This is a genomic window from Paenibacillus senegalimassiliensis, assembly GCF_001486585.1.
Lineage (GTDB): Bacteria > Bacillota > Bacilli > Paenibacillales > Paenibacillaceae > Fontibacillus > Fontibacillus senegalimassiliensis.
On sequence record NZ_LN909044.1, the window covers coordinates 481512 to 497561 of the forward strand.

A 16050-nucleotide genomic window follows, 5' to 3' on the forward strand; every position below is an offset into this window, starting at 1 on the left:
TTTTCGCCGCCATGGAGTTATATCAGGCCAGCAGTGTCCGGCCAGCAACAGTCGGTCTGTAACTTAACCTGCCTCGGGTTCAAATTCACCATGGGTGAATTGGCTGTTGTACAGGTCGGCGTAGAAGCCGCCCAGCTCCAGCAATTCCTCATGCGTACCTTGTTCAATGACCGAGCCATGATTCATCACCAGAATAAGATCGGCATCCTTGATCGTTGACAAGCGGTGCGCAATCACAAAGCTGGTTCTGCCCTTCATCAGTTCATTCATCGCTTGCTGGATATGCAACTCGGTCCGCGTGTCTACGCTACTGGTTGCTTCATCCAGAATGAGGATGGCCGGATCAGCCAAGATGGCGCGGGCAATGGTTAACAACTGCTTTTGCCCTTGCGAGATATTGGAGGCTTCCTCATTCAGCACCGTGTTGTAGCCGCCCGGCAAGGTGCGGATAAAGTGGTCCGCATACGCCGTTCTTGCCGCACTGACAACTTCTTCTTCGGTAGCTCCTTCACGGCCATAGGCGATATTATCGCGAATCGTGCCATTAAACAGCCAAGTATCCTGCAACACCATGCCGAACAGGCTGCGCAAATCTCCGCGTCTCATCTGCGCGATACTCACACCATCTACGGTAATGGAGCCTGCGTTAAGCTCATAGAAGCGCATGAGCAGATTGATTAGCGTCGTTTTCCCCGCTCCTGTTGGACCTACGATAGCAATGGTCTGTCCCTGATGGACGTTGATATTCATGTCTTCAATGAGCGGCTTCTCGCTGTCATACCCAAACCGCACGTGATCGAAGATCACATTGCCTTGAGGCTGCTTCAGCACAGCAGGCTTGGCTGCTTCAGGAACCTCTTCCTCTTCGTCCAGAATCTCGAATATACGTTCCGCCGAAGCGACGGTAGATTGAATAATGTTGGCAATGTTCGCCGTTTGCGTAATCGGCATCGTGAATTGACGGGCATATTGGATAAAGGCCTGCACATCCCCGATCTCAATCGAACGCTTGGTCACCAGGATACCGCCAACCACGGAGATTAACACGTAACCGATGTTACCGATAAAGCTCATGATAGGCATGATTACCCCGGAGATAAACTGCGCTTTCCAACCCGATTCATACAGCCGTTCATTGATTTCATCGAATTGCTCCAGCGACTTCCCTTCACGGCCGAAGGCCTTCACAATTTTATGTCCTGTATACATTTCCTCTACATGACCGTTCAGTTGCCCCAGCTCTTTCTGCTGACGAACGAACTGCTTCTGTGAACGCTTGGCAATAGAGGTAATGGCAATAATACTAATTGGCAAAGTCAATACTGCAATCAAGGTCAACAGTGGGCTGATTGACAGCATCATCACGATAACCCCGATAATCGTCAGAATCGACGTAATCAACTGGGTTAAACTCTGCTGAAGCGTGGTGCTGATATTATCCACATCATTCGTGACCCGGCTCAAGATATCCCCATGGGTCCGAGCATCAAAATATTTGAGCGGCAGCTTGTTTAATTTCGTGTTCACGTCCCGCCGCAAATCGTATACCGTCTTCTGGGCCACACCGGCCATCAGATACTGCTGGATATAACCAAAGAGAGCACTAAGCACGTAAAGTCCAATCAGAACCATAATAATCTGCCAAATATATTGAAAATCAATCTCCGCTCCCGGAACTCCCTGGAACTTAGCCACAATGCCTTCGAACAGCTTGGTTGTCGCCTTCCCCATGACCTTCGGGCTAAGAATGCTGAATATTGTGCTTAAGATAGCCATCACCATGACGGCGAATAAATAGAACCGATGCGGCTTCAAATACTGAATCAACCGCTTCAATGTGCCCTTGAAGTCCTTGGCCTTCTCTACCGGCATTGCCATGCCTGGTCCTCCAGGGCCGCCCGGACCACCGTGTCTGCCGCCAGGTCCACCAAATCCGCGTTTTCTTTGTTTTTGTTCCTGGCTCATGCGATCTCCTCCTCTGAAAGCTGCGAACGGACGATTTCCTGATAAACCTCACAGGTCTCCATCAGCTCGGTGTGGTTGCCGATGCCTACGATTTGACTTTCGTTCATAACAATAATTTGATCGGCATCCAGCACCGTGCTCACCCGCTGAGCCACAATCATTACCGTGGACTCTTGGGTCTCCTGCTTCAACGCCGCGCGCAGCTTGGCATCAGTCTTGAAGTCAAGTGCTGAGAAGCTATCGTCGAAGATGTAAATTTCCGCAGGACGCACCAGCGCCCGAGCAATGGACAAACGCTGCTTCTGACCGCCCGATACGTTGGTCCCGCCTTGAGCAATCAACGAATTAAAGCCTTCCTCCATATTGCCAATAAATTCGCTGGCCTGGGCAGTTTGTGCAGCATGGCGTACTTCCTCGTCGCTGGCGTCCTCCTTGCCATATCGGATATTTTCGCTTATGGTTCCGGAGAACAACACCGCCTTCTGTGGTACAAAGCCGATTTTGCTCCGCAGTTCCTCCTGCGTCAGATCACGAATGTCCACACCACCTACACGAACGCTTCCTTCCTGCACATCATAGAACCGGGGTATCAAGCTGATCAGCGTTGATTTACCGGAACCCGTACCACCAATGATCGCCGTCACTTGCCCCGGCTTAGCGGTGAACGAGATATTCTGTATGGCAGGCTGCTCAGCACCCGGATAGCTGAAGGACACATTGTCGAACTCCACCAGACCACGTTGCCCTGCCTGGGTTGGATTCTTCCCAGTAACCGTGTCCTTGATGATCGGCTCCATGTCCAATACCTCATTAATCCGCACAGCCGAAGCTGCGGCCCGTGGAATCATAACGAACATCATGGATACCATCACGAGGGAGAACATGATTTGCATCGCATATTGCAGGAAAGCCATCAAATCCCCTACCTGCATATGGCCCGCATCAATACGTAACCCTCCGTACCAAATAATGGCTACGGAAGATAAGTTCATAACCAGCATCATCACCGGCATCATGAACGCCATGATTTTATTGACCTTGATCGAGGTATCGGTCAAGTCCAGGTTGGCTTCGTCAAAGCGCTTGCTCTCATAATCAGTACGGTTAAACGAACGAATGACCCGAATGCCGGTCAAGCTTTCGCGCATGACCAGATTCAACTTGTCTATCTTCTTCTGGATCGCTTTGAATAACGGCAGACCTTTTCTGGCGATGAGCCAGATTGTCAAGGCCAGTACTGGCAAGATGACTACAAGAATTAAGGACAGTGTAGCGTCCTTGGACACAGCCATCAGAATGCCGCCCAGACACATCATCGGTGCCATAACCATCATCCGCAGCATCATAATGAGCACCTGCTGGACCTGATTAATATCATTGGTAGTGCGTGTAATTAACGACGCAGTGCCAATCTTGTCGAACTCCTCCAAGGAGAAGTTGGACGCGTGCTTGAAGACTTTGCCCCGCAGTAACTTCCCGAAGCCGGTGGCTGCCTTGGATGAGTAGAAGCTCGCCGCTACGGAACAGATCATGCCACCTAACGCCACAAGCAGCATCAAGCCGCCAACACGCCAGATATAAGGCGTATCTCCAGTCACTACCCCCTTGTCAACGATATCGGCCATCAGTGTTGGTAAATAGAGTTCGGATAAGGTCTGGAAGAAGACCAACACCAGTACGGCCGCTACCACCCAGCGGTAGGGTTTCAAATTACGGAAAAGTTTAATCATTTCCCATCACTCCACATGTTCTAGTCTTTGTCTGCTTGATTGCCATTCACTTGTATTTCCATATACGTATAGACTTGCTCCAACAGCTCGCTAAGCTGGGTACTCTTCTCTGCCCCCAAATATTCAACGAGACCCATAAGCTCCTCGGATCGCTTCTTGGCCGTCTCGTGGAGTACGGCCCGACCCTGGTCGGATAACAGGACTCTTACCGCCCGCCGATCTTCCTCATCGTTGCGTCGCAGCACCAGTCCATGTTCCTCCAGGCTGCGAATCAGTGGCGTCACTGTGGGTGGAGCCACCTCTAACATCGCACTTAGCTCTGACACCTTCACACCGCGCTCATCCATCTCCAAGCCATGGGCAATTACGAATAAGAGCCGAACTTCACTGGGCTTATATTTCACCGATGGCGACATCATCTGCCTCATATCCAGCTTCCGGAAGCGGTGGAACGCCTTAAGCAATCTATGTGCTTGTGGATTCTCACCGATAAACAAGTGGCAAACCCCCTTTTTTATTTTCATTGTTTAATAATTAGCTATGCTATTATTTCGCATCCCTAATTATAAGAGGGTGAGATAGGCAAAATCAAGCGCCGTCAAAATTTGGACAATTATCGACATAAAGAAACCGCAGTTCACAGGAAAAAACCTGACGACTGCGGTCTCCCACGACTTCGTATTCTTATAGTGCTCTTTATAAATGCGGCTGTCCGAGTGCATCCAGACTCTTGAACTCGTACCCCTGCCGGTGTGCTTCGTCGATAATAGCGCCCAAGGCCTCTGCGTTGTCCTTCGATATAGCATGTAACAGTAGAACAGCCCCAGGATGGAGCTGGGATACTACCTTCTGGTAGGCATAATCGGCCCCCTTCTGGGCGTTAACGTCCCAATCCTTGTACGCAGCCGACCAGAAAACATTAATGTATCCGAGCTCCCGAGTGACTTGCAACGTACGCTCACTGAAAATCCCCCGTGGCGGACGAAGATAGATCATCTCCGTTTGTCCCGTAACCTGGGCAGCAGCGCTCTTCACTTTCTCCAATTCCTCCCGAATTTGTTCATCCGAGATGGTGGTCATGTCTGGGTGACTCCACGAATGGTTCCCAATCAGATGGCCTTCCGCCCTCATCCGCTTCAGCAGCTCAGGCTGTGTCTTGACATAATGACCCGTCACGAAGAAGATGGCTGGCACCTTCTTGGCCTTCAAGGTATCCAGAATAGGCGCAGTATACCCGTTCTCATAGCCGTTATCAAAGGTAAGAAAGAGCTCCTTGCGTGTTGTATCACCAAGAAAGATAGCTCCGTTCTTGTCAATGATATCCTTGAATCCTTCCTCGTTAATGGAGGGCATCCGTCCCTCGACACTCTTCTTGAATCCGAAATGGTGAGCAACATCAGCCAGGGCTGAAGCCGGAGCTCCCTGGCCAACCAGCAAACCGGCCAACAACGAGCAGATCAAAGCAAGTTTCAAAGTTGGCGCTCCCTTCACATAATATCGCCCATACTATTTGCAGGAGAGGACAGAAATATGCAGAAAAATCCCCTGCCACGCCGCCGGGAACCAGGTCTCGAAGGCAGGTAGAGGATTTTGCTTAATTCAACTTATACACATTTATTTTCCAGCCTTGCGACTGGATTCTCCCGACAGTCCGCTATGCTTATAACCATAGCTGAAATAGATAGCCAGTCCAATGGCCATCCAGATCAGGAAGGCAATCCAGGTAATACCCGGAAGACTGATTAGCAAGTAACCACAGGTTACCACGGCGAGCAGTGGAATCCACGGCACCAATGGCACCTTGAAGGAACGCTTCAAGTCTGGCCGCGTGCGACGCAGGATAACGACACCTAGTGAAACGGAAATGAAGGCGAACAACGTCCCGATGCTGACCAGATCAGCCAGCTTGTTCAGTGGAATCAAGCCTGCAAAGATCGCAACCACGATTCCCGTCACCCAGGTGCTGCTCGACGGGGCTCCGGTCTTGGCATTCAGCTTGGCCAGCCGCTTAGGCAACAGGCCGTCACGGCCGATGGCATACAACAGCCGAGTTTGTCCGAACAAGAGCACGAAGAGTACGGTAGTAATCCCTACAATTGCCCCGAGTGAGATGAAGCCTGCTACCCAGGTTTGATTGATATACTGCAAGGCGAAAGCAACCGGATTCTTCACATCCAGCAATTGATAAGGCACAATCCCGGTCAATACAGCCGTCACCAGCACATAGAGAATGGAGCAGATGACCAGCGACCAAAGAATACCGCGGGGTAAATCCTTCTGCGGGTTCTTCACTTCTTCGGCGGCTGTCGCCACCGCATCAAAACCAATATAAGACAGGAAGGCCGTCGCTGCCCCCGTCACCACCCCGCTGAAGCCAAACGGCATAAACGGCTGCCAGTTGCCTGGCTTCACGTAAAATGCGCCTACAACAATGAACAGAATGATAACGGCAATCTTGACGATAACCATAATCGAGTTCAACCGGGACGACTCCTTGGAGCCCCGGGAGACGATGAAGGTTAACGTCAGCACGATCAGAATAGCCGGAAGGTCGACATATGTCCCGTTGGCCGGGTCAAACGCGCTGCTGATCGTCGGAGGTATCGTAAAGCCAAAGCCCGCTATCAATCCCTGGAAATAACCGGACCACCCGCTCGCCACCATAGAGGCGGCAAAGCCATACTCCAGAATAAGATCCCAGCCGAGAATCCAGGCAATCAATTCACCGAAGGTTGCGTAGCTGTAGGTATAGGCACTCCCTGAGACCGGTACCATGGAAGCAAATTCGGCATAACACAAGGCGCAGAATGCACAGACAATTCCCGCCAAGGCAAAGGATAGGATAAGACCCGGACCGGCATGCTGCGCCGCGGCGACGCCCGTCAGTACGAATATCCCCGTACCCACCACGCAGCCTACTCCCAGCATGGTGAGGTCAAACACGCCCAGTTCCTTCTTCAAGCCGCCGGAACCGGCCGACTGCTTCTCCATAAGCATGGAGGCAATCGATTTTTTTCGTAAGAAGCTCATGAAATATCTGTCCCCTAATGTCAATTTTAGCAAGTCATTTCGCTAATTATAGGCACCCTTCCTGAATTGTACAAGTAACCAACTCACATTTTGTATGTCAATATTCAAACAGAACTGCCAGACACACCCAGTCACAACTGCTTAGTTCTCCTCATCCCGGGGCAGCAAAACTTCTCTGGCAAAGCGAATCCATTCCCTCGTAGCGAAGGAAAGATAACGATCATCGCGCCATACAATGCCCAGCTTCCACGGGATGACTGGCTTGACGAGCGGAATAATTCGTACATTGTCGTCATCAATTTCGCGGCAAATCGTCTCAGGCAGCAGGGTAATGCCAAGCCCTACCGCCACCATTTCACTGATTAAATCCCATTGTGAACTTTCATAAATAACGTGGGGCTGAAATCCGGCCTTGGCACATTCACTAATAATTCGGTCATGCAATGTAAAATCCTCGCGAAACAGCACAAACCCATCCTGCGCTAACTCGGCCAAATCTGCACTGGCCTGCTCCGCCAAAGGGTGAGTAGGATGTACCACCAGATTCAACTTCTCCTCCACAAACGGGAAGTAGCTTAGTTCTTCCTCTACGGTAGGCAGTACGGCCACGCCAACATCAAGAGCTCCGCTGGCCACCCCCTGCTCTACCTTTTTCGCCCCATCTTCAAACAATTGAATCGTAATTTCGGGATAGCGCTGGTGAAATTCCCCGATAACCTTAGGAAAAAAGCTGGAGCCTACCATAGGAGGTAGTCCAATGCGGATATGTCCCTTTTTCATATTTCGCAAATCATCAAGTTCTGCCATCAGATTCTGGAAGGAGGTGACGATCTGCTGAGCCTGCGAGACGATAATCTGTCCTGCGTCCGTCAGCTCGATCTTCTTGCCGACCCGATCAAACAGCACCACGCCCAGTTCTTCTTCCATCGCCTTCACCGTCTTGCTAATGGTTGGCTGAGTGATATACAAAGCTTGGGCGGCCTTCGTAAAGCTTCCTAGCCGAGCCACTTCAATCAGATATTGCATTTGCCGAATATCCACAGCCTTGCACTCCTTTGTAGAGGTTGTTCAAAAAGTCGTCTTTCCAGAACGAAGCAGTTCGAGGAGTAAATTCGACATCGAATCTTGAATTCAGCCGGGCCTTCCGTTGCTCACGTAGATCTGTCTACGCTCCGCTACTCAGTCCCTAGCTTCATCCAACCTTCTTGGTCCTGAAAACCCGACTTTTTGAACACACACTATATACGTATTATGTATCCATAACCAAATGGAATGCTAATCATTCAGTATATTCATTTTACTCATGAAAACAATCGGTGTAAGATTTCATTACCAACCATAAACAGAAAGGAGTTGCTCCCATGCATCGAATGAAAACGATTGGCAACATCATCCTGCAAGTCAGCATCCTGTTCTTTGTCTCCATTGCCATGAACGCTATAGCGGAGCTTCTCCATTTACCGATTCCCGGTTCGATTCTGGGGATTGCCGTATTATTCCTCCTCTTGAAGACGAAGGTCGTCAAGCTGTCGTGGATCGAGAAAGGTGCTAACTGGCTACTAGCCGAATTGTTGCTCTTCTTCATCCCCTCCGCTGTCGGCGTGATGCAATATATTCCCTTGCTCGAAAGCGAGGGCCTGCGGATTTTGGTCGTTGTGGTCTCTAGCACCGTCATCGTGATGGTCAGCTCCGGGCTTATCGCCTCCCGCATCGGGAAACGAAAGGAGCGTCATACCTCATGATTATCGGTCTCTTATGCCTTATCTTTACATTGGTCGTTTACCGCTTGTCCACCCGTTTATATAAAGTCCGGACGAGAATATACTTCTCCCCCCTGCTGGTGACCCCTGTCGTACTCGTGGTCGTCCTGCTGTGGGCTAAGATTCCTTATGAAACCTATCATTCCGGGGGCAAATGGCTGAGCAATATGCTCCAGCCCGCTACTATTGCCTTTGCCATACCGCTTTATAAATACTACAACGTATTGAAGAAACATGCTGTGGAAATTTTCATTAGTGTGTTGAGCGGATCGATGGTCGCCATGTTCTCATCCGCCTTACTGGCAGAATGGATGCATCTGGATAGTGAACTGATTACCAGCCTGATTCCCCGCTCCGTAACGACGCCAATTGCCATGAGCGTATCGCAGGTTATCGGTGGCGTGCCCAATATTACAGCGGTCTTCGTTATCTTGACCGGACTTCTTGGCGCCATGCTGGGACCTTGGGTAATGAAGCTGTTCCGTATTGAAGGAGAGGTAGCACGTGGCGTTCTGTTCGGCACCAGTGCCCATGGCACCGGTACCTCCATCGCCTTCGAATTGAGCTCACTCACCGGCACTATCTCCAGTATCTCCATGATTCTGGCTGCTTTGTTTACGCTTGGTGTAGCACCTCTGATGATATCGTTGTTGCATTTCTAACTCCAGGTTTCTCCTAAATTTAAATAGATGATTTCTCTTCGGCCCCCGCCTTGCGTTGGGGTCTCTTTTTTTAAAAGTCATTGTCCGGTTTATGTAACTGTTATATGATTACTTCGTTACAATTACTGAGACAAGAGGGGAGCTTCTCATCCTTGTTATTTAATTCCTATGAATTTATCTTCATTTTTTGGCCTGTCTCTTTTATTGTGTATTTTCTACTCAATCGATTCTGCCCTCCTCTGGTCGGCAAGCTCTGGCTGGCTGTAGCTTCTTTATTCTTCTACAGTTATTGGAGCATCAAGTCGCTACCGCTGATTCTGGCCTCCATCGCCTTCAACTATGTGATGGGACGAACGATCAGCCATGCCGCCGCGAAGCCAATCCGGCTGCGGAAGGCGCTGCTGACTGTCGGAATTACGGGGAACTTGCTGCTTCTGGGCTATTATAAATACGCCGATTTCTTCATTACCAACGTTAACTCATTGTTCGATTCACATATCCGGTTGCTGGAGCTGGCACTGCCCCTCGGAATCAGCTTCTTTACCTTCACCCAAATCGCCTATCTGGTTGACGCTTATCGCGGCAATGCCAAGGAATATAGCATCGTCAGCTATGTGCTGTTCGTAACATTCTACCCTCACTTAATCGCCGGCCCCATTCTGCACCACAAAGAAATGATGCCGCAGTTTGACCGCGTCCGCAGTAAACACATCATCCCAGGGAACGTGGCTCGCGGCTTATTTGTCTTCTGCATCGGCCTGTTCAAGAAGGTTGTGATTGCGGATACGCTGGCCCCGATTGCTACTCAGGGCTTTGATGTCTCTTCCGGGCTTGGCTTCATCGAAGCCTGGACGACGTCGCTCGCCTATACCTTCCAGCTCTATTTCGACTTTAGCGGATATTCGGACATGGCAATAGGGATCGCACTATTGTTCAACATCAAGCTGCCTATCAACTTTAACTCTCCCTATAAGGCTGTCAGTATTCAGGATTTCTGGAGCCGCTGGCATATGACGTTAAGCCGCTTCCTCAAGGATTACATCTACATTCCTCTTGGTGGCAATCGTAAAGGGACCTACCGTACTTACTTCAATTTGATTGCTACCTTCCTGATTGGAGGCTTCTGGCATGGCGCAGGCTGGACCTTTATCATATGGGGATTATTGCACGGAGTAGCCCAGGTATCGCAGCGATTATGGCAGCGAACAGGCATCGCCTTGCCGCGCTGGTGCGGCTGGCTGATTACCTTCCTGTTCATTAATGCTACCTGGGTATTCTTCCGGGCTAAGACATGGGATGATGCCCTGAAGGTATTTCGCGGAATGTTCAGCTTTGATGGGCTTCACTTTTCCCTGGATTTGGCTAGTCAAGTGCTGCTTATTGCCGCAGCCGCGGCTGTCGCTCTGTTCGTTCATAATTCCATGGAGTGGACCGCCAGGTTCAAGCCTACCGTAAAATATGCTGCTATTATTGCCGGACTGTTCGTGTTCTCGCTCCTGTACTTTAATCAGGTGAGTGAATTCTTATATTTCACTTTCTAGGGCACGCCCTTATCACACACTGCTAAAAAGGAGATTACGCCTTGAAGAACATTCGCTTTGTCGCCTGGTTTATGGCCTTCGTTCTGCTATTTGCTGCTCTGGTCGGAACACTCGTCTTCACGGTAGACCCGCTACAGCTCTACCGGAAAGCGTCCTATACTCCGTTGTTCACCAAGCAGCAGCGTTACCAGAATCCGGGCCTGGCCAAGAATTATACTTATGATACCCTGATCCTGGGCAGCTCCATGACAGAGAATTTTGTTCCTTCAGAGGTTGGAAGCATCCTGGAGGGCGACGTCATCAAGCTCTCGATGGAGGGCTCAACCGCCAAGGAGCAACGGATGATCGCCGATGTCGCTATCGGTACCGGTCAGGTCCAGAAGGTGCTATGGGGGATTGATTACTTCTCCTTCCGTACCAATACCGTAAGGGATGAAGCCAACTTTCCGTTCTATTTGTATGACAATAATATCTGGAATGATTATAAATATCTTTTTAATATTTCTGACGTCAAGCATGCGTTTGCGGCATGGCTGCTTCCGAAGAACAGCTTAACCGAGCTACGGAACCTAGATATGCTGAACAATTGGGATGTCAAGGCAACCTACGGCCCGGATAAGGTGTTCGCTAAATGGGTTGAGGCCCGTTCGGCTGAACAGCTTGATGCTGCAAGCGAACCACCCCTCGATACGGTCAAACAAAATTTTGAGGAAAATACAATCAGCCTGATTGAAGCCCATCCGGACATTCAATTTATGCTCTATTACCCGCCTTACTCCATATTGCGTCAGCAAATGTGGTACGATCTCAACCCGCAGCGGTTCGCCAATCAACTTGAGATGAAGACATATATGTTTGAGCGCCTCAGCGCTTACAGTAACGTACAAATTCATGACTTCCAGAGCGATAGCTCCATCACCTACAATCTGGATGAGTTTAAGGATTTGTCGCACCATTCCGCAGCTATTAACCGCCAAATTGTGGAGGAGATTGCCGCGGGTACGCATGTGGTGACTGCGGAAAATGTGGATGTGAATAATCACTTGCTGGAGGAGCAAATTCAGAGCCTGGTCATTAACGAGGAAGGGGCTGTATTCTCCGTTGCCGTCAATGTGAATGGCAAGCAGATTGCCTTTGAAGAACTTCCTCCCTCCACAGGCGATCAGGTACAAGTACCGCTGAAGGATTTCGCCTTGGCGGCCGGAATTGACTTTAACTATAATGTCGAGGAGAAGACGGTAGATCTGGCCCATGGCGATCAGAAAGTCTCTATCGCGGTAGATGCATCCATCGCCACCGTGAACGGTCAGGAAACGGAGCTGGAAGCTCCGGCCAAAATCTATAATGACCGGTTAACCGGCCCATTAATTCAAATTATCCATCTGCTTGAGGGGAACGTGGAAGTAGATCATTCAGAACAGGATGCTTATCTTGTAACCTACAATATTACGCTGGACTGAACAGCACGAACAAGGCTCCTTTTCCGTAGTGGAAAGGAGCCTTGTATGATTGTAGCCATGTTTTTTTGCATAAAATCTTGTTATGGATTCAGTCGCACCGGCTGGCCTGTAGAAGCTGACTCTAATGCCGCACAAGTAACGCGCTGCGTCTCTACAGCATCGGCGTAATCCGACAGAATTCTGGACGTATCTCCGGTACGCAAAGCATGGATGAAGGCCTCCGTCTCCGCTACATAAGGATCGTCCTGCATATGATACGTCGTTTTCTGGTCCGGAGCCGTAACTTCCAGTTGCTGCGACTTCCAGTCGAGAATACCCATATCCGTATACAAATGCAGTCCCACCTCGTGCACTCCGCCCGGCAAGATGCAAGTATTGGATACCGTTGCTACCGCTCCATTCTTCAGCTTCATCGTCACCGTTCCCACATCGGGAACCGTAACGTTGTCATGCACCTCATGCATCAACCGGCTGCCAAAGGCGGCGTAAACTTCCTCAATCTCTCCTGCCGTATAGCGCAGCAGATCGACGATATGTGTGGTCTGCTCTACGAACTGACCACCCGAACCTTGCAAATCTCTCCACCAGGCTACTTGAGGCATATCCCCCATCCAGGTCCCCAGCGCCATGCCGATAGTTCGCCCCTCCAAAGTCTCCTTCATCTTGCGAATGGATTCCCTGTAGCGCAAATGATAGCCTACCGCATGGATTAAAGGTTTTTGCTGCAACTTATTCAAGATGCTCAAAGGCGTGTCCAGATCCGTAGCCAGTGGCTTCTCAACAAAGAAGGGAATGCCCCGTTCGATCAATTGAGCCTCGATCTCGCCATGTGCCATAGGAGGAACACAGATGTAGACAGCATCCAGCTTCTGCGCATCCAGCATATCCGCCAAATTACCAAAGCCGATGGCTCCCGGATAACGATCTGCCAGGGCCTGCGCCTTGGCTGCACTCGTTCCACCTACGGCTTTGATCTGAACCCCGTCCATCGCGGCCAAGTTATCTCCATGCACCTTGCTGAACCAGCCCGTGCCAATAATTCCGATATGTAGTGCCATATGCCATCCTCCTTGTTCATGACTGCGTTTTCTTACCTCCTTAAGATAACGGTTCTTCCTCAGAAGCTCAAGCCTCTATTGCTTAAACCTGATTACTGACGCAGCGGAGAGTGAAAAAGTAGAATGTGTGTTCAAGTTTGCTGAAAATTGCTTGGTTTAGGGGAAATTCGGGAGCCGGAGTTTAGGTTTGTGGGGTTGTGGATCATTAGCAGGAAATCCTCCAGCTAAAACTTTGGGGTATTACCATTCCAAGCAATTAACTGGAATTCCTCCATATAATGCGGCTCTAATGGCCCGAAATGAGTTTAATCCGCGGATTTATAGGGAGATTTTCCAGCTAAACCTCGAAAATCAGCCGATTTGGGCAAATTAGCAGGAGGATTTCCCACTCGTATGCCCGTTTGCTGTAACCACCGTTAGGATTTATACTGAATGTTGGATAACCTCGTAGATCAAGATATAAAGAAGGGTGGAACCCATATGAATTCTACAGATCAGCCCAATTTAAATGACTTCCATACTGTACTCCAAGATCGCCATGCTGTACGTGTCTATGACCCCTCGGTAAAAATTTCGCGTGAGGAGCTGCGGGAGCTTATAGAGCTTGCCACCTCTGCGCCTTCTTCCTCCAACCTGCAACCATGGCGCTTCCTGATTATCGATGAGCCCGACCTCAAGCAGAAGCTGCTGCCCATCACGAATAACCAGCAGCAAGTGGTGAATTCTGCGGCAATCATCGCGGTTTTGAGTGATCTTCGTTCATTTGAACAAGCAGATACTATTTATAGTCAAACCGTGAAGCTTGGCGTAATGACGGAGGAGATCAAGAAGACCAACCTTGAACGGATACAGAAAAATTATGGCGATATCGGGCCTGAGCGACTACATCAAATCAATCTGTTTGACGCGGGACTCGTCTCTATGCAGCTCATGCTGCTGGCTAAATCCAGAGGATACGATACCGTGCCTATGGGCGGATATAATCCCGAGCTATTTGCCGAAGTCTTTGAAATTCCCGAGACTTTGAAGCCAACGATATTAATCGCACTCGGCAAGGCCGCCAAGCCGGCGCATCCATCGCCACGCCTTTCCGTAGATGACATAACCTATTGGAATTCCTTCAATAAGTAAACTTTTCACGCGTACCCAATCAGTCATGCATTGATTCAACACCTTCAAGCGCAAGCCGCCATACTTTACGATATGGGGCCGCTTTGGAGGTGTTTTTTTACGCACTTTTACATAGTTCATCTCACTAGATCATCAACTTGATCTCAATTTAGCTTTGTTTAAAGCTTACATCGATATTACAATAAAGGTCATAATTATCGTGAAAAGGTGAACGTACTCATCTTCATTATGGACAGAGAAAGGTGGAGCTTGGCATGACGATTACGCAGCAGCGCGAAGTGAATTTGGACAGCGCACGCCATTATGTAGAGCAAGTGTATCAAGCGGTACAGCAAAGAAATCCGGGGGAGCATGAATTCCATCAAGCCGTTAAGGAGATTCTGGATTCGCTGGTTCCTGTGTTCGCGAAGCATCCGAAATTTCAAGAACAAGGCATCCTGGAACGGATCGTTGAACCGGAAAGATTAATTACGTTCCGTGTGCCATGGGTCGATGATCAAGGCAAGGTGCAAGTCAATCGCGGCTTCCGCGTCCAATTCAGCAGCGCGATCGGACCCTACAAAGGGGGCCTTCGTTTCCACCCGTCCGTGAATGCAAGTATTATCAAGTTCCTCGGCTTCGAGCAAATCTTCAAGAACTCGCTGACCGGCCTGCCGATTGGCGGCGGTAAAGGCGGATCGGACTTTGACCCTAAAGGTAAATCCGATCTGGAAGTCATGCGCTTTACTCAAAGCTTCATGACCGAGTTATCCAAATACATCGGTCCCGACACCGACGTTCCTGCGGGGGATATTGGCGTTGGCGCGCGGGAAATTGGCTACATGTTCGGACAATACAAACGCCTTTATGGCAATGAAACGGGCGTACTGACAGGCAAGGGCTTGCCTTACGGCGGCAGTCTGACCCGCACAGAAGCTACCGGCTACGGTCTGGTCTACTTTACAGCAGAGATGCTGGCCAGCCGGGGCGAAAGCTTTGCAGGCAAAACGGTTGTTGTCTCGGGTTCGGGCAATGTGTCGATTTATGCTATTGAAAAAGCACAGCAATTTGGTGCCAAGGTCGTAGCTTGCAGTGATTCTAACGGATATATCTATGACCCTAACGGTATTAACCTGGATACGGTTAAACGTCTGAAAGAAGTAGAAAGAAAACGGATCAAGGATTATGTCAATGAGCATCCAGCCGCCGAGTATGTGGAAGGCTGCCGCAGCATCTGGAGCATTCCTTGTGACATCGCCTTGCCTTGTGCTACGCAAAACGAAATCGATGAAGCCTCAGCCAAGCAGCTTGTAGCTGGTGGAGTGAAATACGTAGCCGAGGGCGCAAACATGCCTTCGTCCTTGGAAGCGATCGAAGTGTACTTGAAGAACGATGTATACTTTGGACCTGCCAAAGCCGCCAATGCCGGAGGCGTAGCCGTCTCCGCTCTGGAAATGTCCCAGAACAGTGCAAGACTCTCCTGGACCTTTGAGGAAGTTGATGACAAGCTGAAGGATATTATGAAAAATATTTACCGTAACAGTGTTAACGCGGCAGAAGAGTACGGTCATGTAGGTAATCTCGTAGTCGGCTCCAATATCGCTGGCTTCCTGAAGGTTGCCAATGCCATGCTGGCACACGGTATCGTATAGTTGATATAGCCTTCTGATTGAAATAAGGGCCATCCTCCAAGTAGATGAATTCTACAGGAGGATGGCCCTTTAAATACATCAA

At 49.7% G+C, this 16050-nt stretch carries 13 protein-coding genes; 6 read left to right on the forward strand and 7 right to left on the reverse strand.

Annotated features, from left to right (window positions below):
* Positions 1 to 63: 63 nt before the first annotated feature.
* From BN3279_RS08050 to cidR, 6 genes are all read right to left on the reverse strand, one after another.
* Complete coding sequence (locus tag BN3279_RS08050) at positions 64 to 1965, reverse strand: ABC transporter ATP-binding protein (RefSeq protein ID WP_059050115.1); 1902 nt, start codon at positions 1963 to 1965, stop codon at positions 64 to 66.
* Positions 1962 to 3695, reverse strand: a complete 1734-nt coding sequence (locus BN3279_RS08055; RefSeq protein WP_059050116.1) for an ABC transporter ATP-binding protein — start codon at positions 3693 to 3695, stop codon at positions 1962 to 1964. Before BN3279_RS08055 ends, BN3279_RS08050 begins: the two co-directional genes overlap by 4 nt.
* 20 nt (positions 3696 to 3715) lie before the next feature.
* The gene (locus BN3279_RS08060) at positions 3716 to 4192 is read right to left on the reverse strand and encodes a MarR family winged helix-turn-helix transcriptional regulator (RefSeq protein WP_059050117.1); all 477 of its coding nucleotides are present in this window, start codon (positions 4190 to 4192) and stop codon (positions 3716 to 3718) included.
* Between the two features lie 199 nt (positions 4193 to 4391).
* Complete coding sequence (gene pdaA / locus BN3279_RS08065; protein WP_089153441.1) at positions 4392 to 5168, reverse strand: delta-lactam-biosynthetic de-N-acetylase; 777 nt, start codon at positions 5166 to 5168, stop codon at positions 4392 to 4394.
* 141 nt (positions 5169 to 5309) lie between these two features.
* On the reverse strand, positions 5310 to 6725 hold the full coding sequence (locus BN3279_RS08070) for a branched-chain amino acid transporter BcaP (RefSeq protein ID WP_059050118.1): 1416 nt from the start codon (positions 6723 to 6725) through the stop codon (positions 5310 to 5312).
* 141 nt (positions 6726 to 6866) lie between these two features.
* Positions 6867 to 7766: a cidABC operon transcriptional activator CidR gene (gene cidR, locus BN3279_RS08075; protein ID WP_082672981.1), complete on the reverse strand. Its 900-nt coding sequence runs from the start codon at positions 7764 to 7766 to the stop codon at positions 6867 to 6869.
* Positions 7767 to 8095: 329 nt separating this feature from the next.
* On the opposite strand from cidR, the gene BN3279_RS08080 reads away from it, so the two are divergent.
* From BN3279_RS08080 to BN3279_RS08095, 4 genes are all read left to right on the forward strand, one after another.
* Positions 8096 to 8467 (forward strand): CidA/LrgA family protein, encoded by a 372-nt coding sequence (locus BN3279_RS08080; protein ID WP_059050487.1) that lies wholly within the window; start codon positions 8096 to 8098, stop codon positions 8465 to 8467.
* Positions 8464 to 9147, forward strand: coding sequence for a CidB/LrgB family autolysis modulator (locus BN3279_RS08085; RefSeq protein ID WP_082672982.1), 684 nt, complete (start codon positions 8464 to 8466; stop codon positions 9145 to 9147). The genes BN3279_RS08080 and BN3279_RS08085 overlap by 4 nt, the downstream gene beginning before the upstream one ends.
* Positions 9148 to 9299: 152 nt before the next feature.
* Positions 9300 to 10688 (forward strand): MBOAT family O-acyltransferase, encoded by a 1389-nt coding sequence (locus tag BN3279_RS08090; RefSeq protein WP_059050119.1) that lies wholly within the window; start codon positions 9300 to 9302, stop codon positions 10686 to 10688.
* Positions 10689 to 10729: 41 nt separating this feature from the next.
* The gene (locus tag BN3279_RS08095; protein WP_059050120.1) at positions 10730 to 12148 is read left to right on the forward strand and encodes a copper amine oxidase N-terminal domain-containing protein; all 1419 of its coding nucleotides are present in this window, start codon (positions 10730 to 10732) and stop codon (positions 12146 to 12148) included.
* 80 nt (positions 12149 to 12228) lie between these two features.
* Here BN3279_RS08095 and BN3279_RS08100 read toward each other — a convergent pair whose 3' ends face one another.
* Positions 12229 to 13206, reverse strand: coding sequence for a Gfo/Idh/MocA family protein (locus BN3279_RS08100; protein ID WP_059050121.1), 978 nt, complete (start codon positions 13204 to 13206; stop codon positions 12229 to 12231).
* Positions 13207 to 13686: 480 nt separating this feature from the next.
* On the opposite strand from BN3279_RS08100, the gene BN3279_RS08105 reads away from it, so the two are divergent.
* Positions 13687 to 14337: a nitroreductase family protein gene (locus BN3279_RS08105; RefSeq protein ID WP_059050489.1), complete on the forward strand. Its 651-nt coding sequence runs from the start codon at positions 13687 to 13689 to the stop codon at positions 14335 to 14337.
* Between the two features lie 254 nt (positions 14338 to 14591).
* Positions 14592 to 15968, forward strand: a complete 1377-nt coding sequence (gene gdhA / locus BN3279_RS08110) for an NADP-specific glutamate dehydrogenase (RefSeq protein ID WP_059050122.1) — start codon at positions 14592 to 14594, stop codon at positions 15966 to 15968.
* The last annotated feature ends 82 nt before the right edge of the window (positions 15969 to 16050 follow it).